Below are 11,792 nucleotides of genomic sequence, written 5' to 3' on the forward strand. Positions count from 1 at the left end.
CTTTTCGAGGGCGCGTTGCCCGCGCTCATCGGCGTCAATCAAGCGTGCGGCGGGGTTACGAAGGGTGTTGGCGGATTACTGATGGTCCACTGACGGTCCATTCAAGCGGTGCTCGGGCAATATCGCGCGAGTTTTGCGTGCCGCCCTGGCGCAGGTTTGGAGCAGGTCCAGACGCTTGAGCTACCCGTCTCATATAGTGCCGTTCCGGGCAACCACAAGGCGGCCGTGCTTGAGTTCCGCGTCCGCGCGCACGGCCAGACGCGTTTCCACATTACCTCTTCCCGATGTCCAATCCGTCTGCTACGTCCACACGTTTGAGCGCGCCCGAGTTGCGTGCGACCGTGTCGCTTGCCGCTATCTTCGCGCTGCGCATGCTCGGTCTCTTCATGATCATGCCGGTGTTTTCCATCTACGCGAAAACCCTTCCCGGCGGCGACAACGTGCTGTTGGTCGGCATCGCGCTCGGTGCTTACGGGGTCACGCAGTCGCTGTTGTACATCTTTTACGGCTGGGTCTCCGACAAACTCGGGCGCAAGCCGGTGATCGCGTTCGGGCTGATCGTGTTCGCCATCGGCAGCTTCGTGGCGGCGGTCGGCCATTCGATGACGTGGATTATCGTCGGCCGCGTGATCCAGGGCATGGGAGCGGTATCGTCGGCGGTGATTGCGTTTATCGCGGATCTGACCTCTGAAGAAAACCGCACGAAAGCCATGGCCATGGTCGGCGCGAGCATCGGTGTCTCGTTCGCGGTGGCCATCGTCGGCGCGCCGATCGTGTTCGAATGGGTCGGCATGAGCGGACTGTTCACGCTGATCGGATTTTTATCGATACTCGCGGTCGGCGTCGTGATCTGGGTTGTCCCGGACGCGCCCAAGCCGCCCGTGCACGCGAAGGCGCCGTTCGCCGAAGTGCTGCACAACGTGGAATTGCTGCGACTGAACTTCGGCGTGCTCGTGTTGCACGCCACGCAAACCGCACTGTTTCTCGTTGTGCCACGCATTCTGGAGGCGGGCGGTTTGCCGGTCGCAGCCCATTGGAAAGTCTACTTACCCGTGATGGGACTGGCGTTCGTCATGATGGTCCCGGCCATTATTGCCGCGGAAAAACGTGGAAAAATGAAGGCCGTGATGGTCAGCGCCATAGGTCTTATCCTGATTGGCCAGTTGTTACTCGGCGCCGCTCCGCATACCCTGTGGTCAGTGGCAGCGGTTTTGTTCGTGTACTTCCTGGGCTTCAATGTGCTGGAAGCGTCGCAGCCGTCACTCGTCTCCAAACTCGCGCCTGGCACGAGAAAGGGCGCGGCGGCAGGCGTCTACAACACAACGCAGTCGATCGGCCTCGCCATAGGCGGGGTGATCGGCGGCTGGCTGCTGAAAGTGGACGGGCAGAGCGCTGTATTTTTCGCGTGCTCAGGGTTGGTTTTTGCATGGCTGATCGTGGCGGCGAACATGAAACCGCCACCGCAGAAAGTCCGGCGCACGGTTTGAGCAATGTTAGTTTCTAGTCGGGCGTGTTTCGCCGTGTTGGCGAAATTCTGCCGCAGCGTGGTGCATGAGGTTTGCGGGTTTTGCAGGTCTTGCTGAACAGGTCGACTGCCACCGCGTGTCGCGTTGCGAGCGCACCGCATCAGGTCAAATTGAATTGAATTGAATCAACAGGAGAAATCATGGCATCCGTCAACAAAGTCATTCTCGTCGGCAATCTGGGAGCCGATCCGGAAACCCGCTATCTGCCGAGCGGCGACGCCGTGGCCAACATCCGTCTTGCCACCACCGATCGCTTCAAGGACAAGACGTCCGGCGAGATGAAGGAGCTGACGGAATGGCACCGCGTGTCGTTTTTCGGGCGGCTGGCCGAGATCGTGAACGAATATCTGAAGAAGGGCTCGTCGGTGTATATCGAGGGCCGGATCCGTACGCGTAAGTACACCGATCAGGCCGGCGTGGAAAAGTACGCGACCGAGATTGTCGCGGAACAGATGCAGATGCTGGGTGGACGCAGCGGCGCGGGCGGCGGTGGCGGTGGTGATGAAGGCTACAGCCGTGCGCCCGCCGAGCGTAGCAGCGGCGGCGGTGCTAGCCGGGGCGGTGCAGCGGCCGGACGTCCGGCAGGCGGCGGCAGCGCCGGCGGCGCAAGCCGGCCGAGCGCGCCGGCGGGTGGTGGTTTCGACGAAATGGACGACGATATTCCGTTTTGAATTCCCGTAACCAAAAAGTGTAAACATCAACCCCGCCTTTGTGCGGGGTTTTCCTTTTTCTATCTGCGCTTTACGGCCTCTGAACATCCGCAACATTTGCCGTAGGGGTACCGCGGCGATCGCTGGTTTTGTGTTGGTAACACTTACCGTCAACGGATTGACTTCGGATAGGCCATGGGCGGGCATTCGCAGGGTCCTGGCTCGGAAAAACTGTAAAGATCGTCTATGTTGGATTCAGGCATTGGGAGATATCCATGAATGCTCGATTCCACGTAGTGACGGTCCTGCACCCGAGCGGCGAGCGTCTGCCGATCCTGCTCGATGCCGAGCGGCAGCCAGTCACCTGGATTAACGTATATCTGATACAGCGTTTGCGCCTTAGGCTATCTGTGAACAGTCTGGTCAAGACGCTGCGTGTGCTTGGCTACTTGTGGGTGTGGGCGTATCAGGAAGGATTTCCGCTTGAGGCGCGCTTACGATCTGGACAAGGCCTGACGCAAGAAGAAATCTTCGGTCGGCTTCATCCATGGCTACGGCGCAACTTCCTGACGACAGGGAAAGTCCGCAAACTCGTGGTCTCACCTGCCACGACCGCATTCCGGTTGAGCGTTGTCGCGCAATGTGTCGTGTGGCATCTTGAGTGCTCAATGTCAGCGATGTCCGTAGGCAGCTCGGAAATCCCCGACATGCGCGAAAAGTTGCTGCTTATGAAGCGTAGCTTCGCGAGCGCAGCGCGGGTGCGCATACCGTCTGCCGTCCACGCGGCGCCGTTGTCCGCCGATCGGTTGCAACGGCTGCTGCAGATCTGCCATCCAGACTCTCCCGACAATCCGTGGAAAACGCCCTATCGCCAACGCAACTTCCTGATCGTACTGATCATGGTTACTTTGGGCGTGCGGCGAGGGGAGTTGCTCAAGCTACGGGTTTCGGATTGCCGCCTGTCCCGAGCGATCCCGGAAATTCGCGTTGAACGTTCACCCGATGATCCCTCTGATCCACGAATCAACGAGCCGCAGGTCAAGACCGAGCCTAGACATCTTCCTTGCGATTCATCACTCGCTCGATCCCTTAACGAGTACATCTGCAGGACGCGCAGGACCATTCCCGGTGCCAACAAAAGCCCGTTCTTGTTCCTGAGTCGAAGCGGTCAGCCGATGAGCCTCATGCGCGTGAACGGGCTGCTCGATCAAGTTGCTGCTGTTCATCCTGAATACGACGACCTGCATGCGCATTGTCTGCGAAGCACATGCGCCATGAACTTCCGGAAAACAGGATTGGATAGCGGCTTGGATGAGGAGCGTGTCGAGAAGGACATGATGTACTTCTTCGGCTGGCGCTCATCAAGTTCGATGAGGCCGTACATTGATGCCGCAATCAGGCGGGAGTCGTGTCAGATCAGTTTGGGGTATCAAGCAGCGTTCTTTGGCCAGTCAAACGTCGGGGCGTCATGTGACGAACAGTCAAGTGAATCAGGCTATGGCCGCGCGTCTGCGCCAGTTCGGATTACCTCAATTGCCCGATTACATCGTCGATCGGGACGGTCGCAGGATGGACCTTAGTGGCCTCGTTTGGAAGTTCAATGTCGCAACCGAGCACATAGCTGTCGATTGGTCGGGTCTCACGGTTTGGAACTTGCACGTGATCTATGCGGTGCGACGTTGGGCGATCCTGCTGCTGACACAATTGTCTGGCAACACCGTTGCGATCGAGATCGACGCCGTCCTTGGCGCGCTGCATGGTCGGCCAAACGACGTTGACACCGCGTCGGCCGAATTAAGAGGAGTGTGGCACGAACTGTCGGCTATCGATGAGCCCTTGCGCTTGAGGAGTGCAATGCGCGTATTGATGGAGAAGGCAATTCAGTGCTTGCGTGCGCGCAAGGCGATGGACGATTTTTACGTACTGCGCAACTGGTACACCTGGTGTTCAGAAACACTAGACTGCCTTGGTTTCGACGAGGAATTTGCGCTGGAACTGGACGACGTCCGGATTCCGGCTCGACCGTCCCGCATGGCCGTTGAACTTGAAGACCCGGACTGCGGCCCGCTTTGGGATACCGAGGTAACGATATTGCGTCGTGCGTTGCTTGAGGACGGATCCATGTCGCGGGTACATGTGATGCAGCGTGCTGCAGTCGCGTTGAGTCTTGCCTATGGTCGCAATCCTGCCAACTTCTGTCTGCTACGGGAGGCAGATCTGCAGAATATCCTGAAGGGATTTGACGTACCGGAGCAATGGACATTGGTGGTGCCAAGGATCAAGAAGACGGGTATCGGTGCCCGCCAGGCCTTTATTGAAGAGGGCGTGAGCGGCGAGCTAGCCGGTCATTTGCAATCGCTTGTGGCGTCCAACAGTTCGATTGACTGCGGCGCCTGCCCCCGACCACTCTTCATGCGTAGTGAAGTTGACCACTGGCGTCAGTCCACCGGCGTCTGTGAGTACGGCTATCACATCACGGTCCAGCAATTCCGCATCCTCATCAAACAGTTCGCGGTGCGGATGAATCTGGTATCGCCGCGCACAGGACGCGCGCTTCACATCACCTCTCGTCGACTGCGGTACACGTTTGCAACGTCGATGGTCGAACTGGGCGTCTCACGGCGAGTGTTGGCTTCGATGCTCGATCACTCGGATACGCAGCATGTCCAGGTCTACTACTCGCTCAAAGGAAAGCGTCTAACCAAAATATTGGACCGTGCAGCGGCGCTGAAAATAGCGCCGTTGATGAAGCTCTTTCGTGGAACGTTGGTGCCTTCTGCCGAGTCCGCCGTGAACGGCTCGAACCCAGAAAAAAGCGTCCGATTTGTAGGCGACATATCAGCGGTACCGCCTGTTGAGATCGGAGCGTGTGGTCAGGATCGGCTCTGCGCGCTTGATCCGCCGTTCTCGTGCTATCTCTGCCCGAAATTCCAGCCATATGTAGAAGCCGATCATCAGGCCGTTCTGAACGAACTGCTGGCGAGTCGCGAGTACCGGCAAACAAAGTATGGTTTGCGTCTCTCGATTCAGCTCGACGATGTTATCTACGCGGTTGCTCAAGTCGTCCGCGAGGTTGATGAATATGTTGGCAGGAAAGGTCATCAGACGTAAGTCGATGGCGGCGCCGACCTGCGCGGTTGGCATGCCGTCGGCAAACTGGGTCATCAATCGTGAGACGCTCGTGTCAAGAGCGAGGGCTGCCGTCCCGTTCCCGGGGGTGCTCTGGGAAGATGCAACTTGGGACGTGACGCGCGCGTATGAGCACCGCACGCGTGCGTATAAAGCGGATACGCCAGCGCAGCGATTGCTGTTCACGCATCACAGCCGCACACCTCGCAACGTCGGTGCACCACTAAGCGGTTCGTTTGGTGATGTAGTCAAGGCACTTGTCTGCCTGAGACACCGTCAACGAGGCCAGTTAGCAAGCAGCCACATGGTATTTGTGCGGGCCACGCGTTACGTGGTCGAGGCAATGGCGGATCGAGCCGATGATATCGGTGACTTGACGGCCGATCATCTTGACGTTGCGGCAGCGGTACTCTTTGCCCGCGAACGGCAATCATCGGCCTACAAGGTCGTGGGGCACATGGAAGAGTTCGCCGACATGCTGGATCGTAACGGTTTGTGCCGCCTGAGGCTCGATTGGCGATACCGGCGGAAAATTCGTCCTCGTTTCCGATCAGATGCGCGGCGCTTGGAAGATGAGGAAACAACATCGGGTCGTTATAGCCGTCTGCCGGACGAACAAGCTATACAGGCAATAGGTGCGCTTTACCAAGGCATTGAGCGTAATGCCGCTCCAACCGATCCTGCAAGCGCCGATCGCATCATGGTGCTGATTGCGACGGTGATGGTCTGCACCGGCTTGCGCGTGGGGGAAATGCTGACGCTACCGGAGCGCCCCGTTTCGGTGGCTGAAGACGGCAGCAAGGTTCTTCGCTATGCGCGCTTGAAGGGCCGCGCTGACGACGTAACCGTCGATTGGCAGCTTAAGCCTTTGCTAACAGAAACGGAAAGACTGGTAGAAGAGGTGTTGGCGGAACTGCATGAGGCGACAGAGGGTGCGCGAGACGTTGCGCGTCAATATGCGTCAACCGGAGAGTTGCTATCTACTGTGCCATCCGAGGCTGACCTTGATAGCGTGGCGTTGCCCGCAATGATTGGATTGCGAAGCAAAAACGTCGCCCAGTTCCTGCAGGCCCGAAAGATTGCGTACAGGATCGTGGAAGGAAGGATACGGTTCAGCCGCGCTGATTTGCTCAAGGGCCTGGAGCTTGATCACTGGGCGTTGCCGACCATACCGGGCGCGCTGGGGTCTGGATTGGCGTTGCATGAGGCGCTATGCGTGGTCTATGCAAACCAGATGCACCGCGGTACCAAGACCACTCTGTTGTATGCGGCGCGCCCCATCACCGATCAGAGTGTTAGCGACTTCCTTGGTGGGCGAGGCGAATGTTCCTCGATCTTCGAGCGCAGTCGGATCGTGTGCGATGACGGAGCACAGATCGACATCCGCTCGCATGGATTCCGCCACTTCCTGAATCATATGCTCGACGAAGGTGGTGCCCCCGATCTCGTCCAGACAAAGTGGTTTGGCCGCAAGCATGCAGCTGATACAGGGGCGTACCAGCATTCGAGCCCAGCAGAAAGAGTTGCGCACGTCGTCAGCGAGATTATGGGTGGTCGTATGAAAGGGGCGGTACCCGATATCGTCGGCGTGCTTCCCGTCAATCGCGCCCGGACGTTTCTCGTTGCACGGATCCATGCAGTTCACGATGTCGGTCCGGGCATGTGCCTGCACGACTTCCAGATGTCGCCGTGTCCGCGTCATTTGCAGTGCGCGGACAACTGCGACGACTACTTATGGCTGAAGCACGACGAGTCGCGTTTAGACGAACTCAAGCGACAAGCGGCCGTCGTCTTCGTAAGCCTAAAAAATGTCCAAGGTCAAATCGATGACAAGGCGCTGGTTGAGCCGGACTGGATACGACATTTGCGCACCCGGTACGACCAACTGATGGTTCAATTGGCGATGCTGGACTTCGTTGAAGCGGACCTTGTGCGCTATATCGACCGACGAGGACATAATGACAAAAGCGATCCGTGCTAACGTAAAACTCAGCGAGCGCAAGGCAGCGGGCATCATCGCTGAACTTGAGCGTTGGAGAGACGGCGAGCTTGGTACGAAGCTGACTTGGGAACGGATAGAGGCGTTCTCAGGGTTCACTCGACAGGCGTTGAGCCGGCATCCCCTGATCGTTACTGCCTACCAGACGGCAAAAGGCGCGCTCGTGACTCCTCATCGACGATCGCGCTCACGCTCGCGGAATGAAGAGCTCTTATATCTTGACCAGACAATCGAGGATTTGCGGGCGGAGCTCAGGCGTTATGAGTTACTGGAGCAAAAATGGCTCGAACGTTGGCAATGCATTGCCTATCATTGTTCGCGTCGCGGACTGAACATTGATGAGTTCGACCGTCCGATCGACACACAAGCAAGACGATAACGGGGCAACCACCTATCTCTCAATCGACGCAAATATGCGCGCACCAAAGAATCAGTTGCCCAGTGTTGCCCGACGTCTGCGAGCGGGTCAAATGCTCGTGGCCGGCGAAACCATTGACTCTGTTTCACGCCAGCTTGGCATCTCGGCTGCGAGCGCAAAGCGCTATAGGGCGATCATCGACGTCGGTGGACTAGACGCATTGGAAACCATGGGCGTTGGTGGCAGGAAATCCGCGCTCAACGCGGAGGCACTTGAATGGATTGCTGATTCGCTTCGTGGCTCGCCAGCCGCCTTCGGCTTCGACTCTGATCAATGGACCGATGGACGTCTCAAGTCAGTAATTCGGGATCGGTTCGGCACTGACTTCTCCCGGGTGTATGTCAGACAAATCATGATCGATTTGGGCTTTGCTGACCGACTGAAAATCCGACGAGGCAAAACGACGACTTCGCGCTCTCGAGTTCTCACGCCGGAAGCGCTCTCATGGATTGCCGCGGCGTTGCGACACTCTCCGAAGGTCGAAGGTCTTGACGGAGAGCGCTGGACTAACGAGCGACTGAGGGTCGCGATAGAAAACCGTTTAGGTGTTCGGTACTCGCGCATGCACGTCTGGAAGATAGCAACCGAGCTTGGTCTATCGCATTTAATCAGCAAGGCGAGGAAATGACGGCGCTAATTCCTGCCCACTCAGCATAGTTGCTGCGACAGACGACTTATTGGAATGATGGGGAGTCGTTTTAAAAGACAGTACAAAATCTCAACCATTCGCCCGGAACGGAGGGCGACGGACCAATTAAACTCAGCTTTATACCCCGCGCTAACGCGCATCGACGAAGAGGCTTCACGGAAGCCCAAGTTGACGATTCATGCAGGTCCCTACGGGCCATGCCGCGCGCGACAGACGCCCGCGGCCAATGTTTACGACAATACGAAATAGAACCGTTCTAAAGTCGACCAAAGCAGTTTTCGCTGCGTTTGACTAAAAAGCCCGCCTCGTGCGGGCTTTTTGCGTTGTGCGTACGTCGAGGCGACGATCAACCGGTCGCTGGCGTTCACCGCCTTGTCGGGGCTCGGCGCGGCTCGACCGGTGGTATCGAGAAGATAAGCGTTGCGATCACGCCACGTGCCACCGGGCCAGCACGCGACCACCGAAAAATATGAAGACCAGGAAAAAATGTCCGATATGAAACACAGGGCGTCGCCGTGCTCACTTTGTCCGCTCCAGCGCACGACGCCAGGATGAACGGGTTTCCAGCGTATCCATCACTGGGATAAAAGGCGCGTGGACAAATGACCGTGCCATTAGTGACCAATCTCGACAACGCCCAATTTTTGTCCGCCACTCTGTTGGCAGGTACATATAGCCGTCCTCCGTGCGCATCGTCGGATTGCGTATTTCGCAACTAATTAGAGCATCGTTTCTAGATCGAGAGGATTAGGACAATTCGTATGGAATCGTCGGGCACTTAAAAACTACTCTGATCCTCGTTGAACCGCGCGATGCAGCATGCCGGACATAAGTCGCCCATAGCAGGCACAAGCCACGCAAGTGAGCACACCGACCCGCGTGCAATAAGACAACTCTTGGAAGTGACGCACTGTGTAGCAGGAACATTGAGAGTGTTCCTATATGGAGCGGCTTATCGCCGTGTTCTTATGTGCAACGGCGCATTACCAAATTGATTGTTGCCACTCGGCGCGGATTCAACCCGAAGTGCATACAAAAAAAACTGAGAGGCAGCATTGAAACTGCGAATCGTTCTGGCAGACGATCATCCGTTCGTTTTGCTCGGCATTCGAGCGACGTTCAGCATGGATGAAAATCTGGAAGTCGTGGCCGAGGCTGCAAGCGCTGCAGAGCTGCTGAGGCTGCTGGTGTACACACCATGCGACGTGCTGGTGACCGACTTCGCCATGCCCGAGCAAGGCTCGCAGGCGGAAGACGGCCTGCGTCTCATCAAGCGCTTGCGGCGGGACTGGCCGGCCATCAGCATTGTCGTGCTAACCAGCATGAGCAACGTCGCAATCCTCCGTTCAATCCTGGCCGCTGGCGCAATGAGCTTGCTCAACAAGGTCGAGTCCATGGACGAGCTTGCGGCAGCGGTCAAGTTTGCAGGCGTTGGACGCCGTTACCTGAGCACGTCGATCGTCTCGGCGCTGGCGGTGGCCGGAGCAGAAACCGACGCACTAGGAGAGGGCCCGCGCCTTTCGCCGCGAGAGATCGAAGTCGTGCGGATGTTCGCGAGCGGTTTGTCGATCACCGAGATCGCGCGTTTCATGAAGCGCGATGTCCGCACGATCAGCCGTCAGAAACGCGACGCCATGGGCAAGCTCGGGGTCCAGAACGATCCGGGATTATTCGCGTTTGCACGTGCGCACGGAATGACGTGATGTTGCAGATTGCGAAAGGCTTTCGGAGGCATCTTATGTCGATGACGGCGCGAATCAACGATCCTTCAGCGGGCCGTGCAACCACCGGTAAATTGAAACCCGCCGCGAGCGGACGCATCACCTGGGCGAATTTCAGGTTAGAAGAGGTTAGTAAATGATTGCGTTCACTCAACGAATCAAATTGGCGGTAGCGGACGATCATCCATTAGTTGTTCTTGCCATCGAGCGCCTGATCGCTAATGTGCAGAACATTGAAATTGTGTCTCGGGCGCAGGATTCAACCGGGCTGGTGGAAGCACTCGAGAAGCAGGAATGCGACGTCGTCATCATGGATTTTTACATGCCGGGCGGCGAGCATGGTGATGGTATCGATCTGATCAAATACATCGTCGAACATCATCCGAAAGCGGCAATCGTCGTTTTATCCATGACAACGGATGCGGACCTGATCTCGCGCGCCCTTGATGCGGGCGCCAACGCGGTAGTCAGCAAGCAGGACCGGCTAGAGCTTATCTATGTGGCTATCGTGACGGTGCTCGCGCACGAGGATTATCTTGGACCGTCAGTGCGCGCACTGCTCGCGGACGCGAGTTCGGCAAACCGGGTGGACATCATTCGACAGAAACTCACGCGCCGCGAACTGGACGTCATTGCTCGCTATGCGCGCGGTGGCAATGTCACCGAAATTGCGCGCGAACTCGGTCGCAGCGTCAAGACAATCAGCGCGCAAAAATGCGCCGCCATGCGCAAGCTCGAGTTATTGACGGATGCCGAGCTTTACCGGTTTGCATTCGACAGTGGCCTGGTCCAGGCACAACGGCTGGGAGTTTAGCCAACGGCATTAAAAGCCGTCGCAATACAAGCACGACTTGTATACATCAGGTCCAGGAGACACGTGGGCCATCACGTACCAGGCGTATAAAACAAAAATGGATTCGAAAATCCGGATTATCGTGGCAGACGATCATGCGGTCGTGCGAGAGGGGATCCGCATCTGGCTTGAGCGGGATCCGCGAGTAAAGGTAGTGGCTACGGCTGCAGATACTGAATCGCTCGCAGACCGGATAGACAGCTTTCCGTGCGAGGTCGTGATATCCGACATTGGCATGCGGGGTATCAACGGCGAAAACAATGCCATAGCGTATCTACGACGTTTCCTGAGGCAAGCACGGCGGCCGCGAGTGATCATTGTGACCATGATCGCTCAGCCCCAAATGCTGTCAGGGTTGCTGGAACTGGGCGTGGACGGCCTGATCGACAAGCGCGATTGCATGGAAGCGCTGAACCAGGCGGTTGTCGAGGTGGTCGATGGCGGACGTTTCGTCTCGAAGCACGCGGGGGCGCTTCTGGGCAACGAACTCGTCAATGTCACCGGTCGCGCCGGCGTACTAAGCGCCCGCGAATGGGAAGTCTTCCAGTTGTACGCGAGCGGCTTGTCGCTGATCAGCATTGCGCAACGCCTGGAGCGCAGCGTGAAAACCATTGGCACGCAAAGGCGCAGCGCGATGCGTAAGCTTGGGCTGAGAAGCGAGACTGAATTGATCGACTACTTGAGGCAAATTGGCCTCGCATAACGTCGAAACCACGTTCAAACCACGTTGAAATTCCCGTTCCAACCGACACCACCGGAATCGCATAGGCAACAAACGGACACGCGTTGTTTCTCAGAAATGTTTAGGAACGCTCTGATTAAATAGGTTCGCCTTTCGCTCCAGACT

Annotated in this window: 10 protein-coding genes; all 10 read left to right on the forward strand. The window is 57.3% G+C overall.

Annotated elements, in window-relative coordinates; genetic code table 11:
- The first annotated feature begins 284 nt into the window (after positions 1–284).
- Positions 285–1,487 carry an MFS transporter gene (locus tag ACSQ36_RS01590; protein ID WP_436180686.1) on the forward strand — a complete coding sequence of 401 codons (1,203 nt, stop codon included), beginning with the start codon at positions 285–287 and terminating at the stop codon, positions 1,485–1,487.
- A gap of 179 nt (positions 1,488–1,666) precedes the next feature.
- Complete coding sequence (locus ACSQ36_RS01595; protein WP_436180687.1) at positions 1,667–2,197, forward strand: single-stranded DNA-binding protein; 531 nt, start codon at positions 1,667–1,669, stop codon at positions 2,195–2,197.
- 254 nt (positions 2,198–2,451) lie between these two features.
- Positions 2,452–3,756 carry a tyrosine-type recombinase/integrase gene (locus ACSQ36_RS01600; RefSeq protein ID WP_436180688.1) on the forward strand — a complete coding sequence of 435 codons (1,305 nt, stop codon included), beginning with the start codon at positions 2,452–2,454 and terminating at the stop codon, positions 3,754–3,756.
- Positions 3,674–5,287, forward strand: coding sequence for a tyrosine-type recombinase/integrase (locus ACSQ36_RS01605; protein WP_436180689.1), 1,614 nt, complete (start codon positions 3,674–3,676; stop codon positions 5,285–5,287). The genes ACSQ36_RS01600 and ACSQ36_RS01605 overlap by 83 nt, the downstream gene beginning before the upstream one ends.
- A gap of 106 nt (positions 5,288–5,393) precedes the next feature.
- On the forward strand, positions 5,394–7,286 hold the full coding sequence (locus ACSQ36_RS01610; protein ID WP_436180690.1) for an integrase: 1,893 nt from the start codon (positions 5,394–5,396) through the stop codon (positions 7,284–7,286).
- On the forward strand, positions 7,264–7,683 hold the full coding sequence (locus ACSQ36_RS01615) for a hypothetical protein (RefSeq protein WP_436180691.1): 420 nt from the start codon (positions 7,264–7,266) through the stop codon (positions 7,681–7,683). The genes ACSQ36_RS01610 and ACSQ36_RS01615 overlap by 23 nt, the downstream gene beginning before the upstream one ends.
- Positions 7,643–8,350, forward strand: a complete 708-nt coding sequence (locus ACSQ36_RS01620; protein ID WP_436180692.1) for a hypothetical protein — start codon at positions 7,643–7,645, stop codon at positions 8,348–8,350. The genes ACSQ36_RS01615 and ACSQ36_RS01620 overlap by 41 nt, the downstream gene beginning before the upstream one ends.
- A 1,076-nt stretch (positions 8,351–9,426) precedes the next feature.
- Positions 9,427–10,074, forward strand: a complete 648-nt coding sequence (locus tag ACSQ36_RS01625) for a response regulator transcription factor (protein WP_213765778.1) — start codon at positions 9,427–9,429, stop codon at positions 10,072–10,074.
- A gap of 154 nt (positions 10,075–10,228) precedes the next feature.
- Positions 10,229–10,906 carry a response regulator transcription factor gene (locus tag ACSQ36_RS01630; protein ID WP_213765779.1) on the forward strand — a complete coding sequence of 226 codons (678 nt, stop codon included), beginning with the start codon at positions 10,229–10,231 and terminating at the stop codon, positions 10,904–10,906.
- A gap of 97 nt (positions 10,907–11,003) precedes the next feature.
- A complete protein-coding gene (locus ACSQ36_RS01635) occupies positions 11,004–11,648 on the forward strand; it encodes a response regulator (RefSeq protein ID WP_436180693.1) in 645 nt (214 codons plus the stop codon).
- The last annotated feature ends 144 nt before the right edge of the window (positions 11,649–11,792 follow it).

The sequence above is a fragment of the Caballeronia sp. LjRoot34 genome, assembly GCF_964253815.1.
In the GTDB taxonomy this organism is placed as follows: domain Bacteria; phylum Pseudomonadota; class Gammaproteobacteria; order Burkholderiales; family Burkholderiaceae; genus Caballeronia.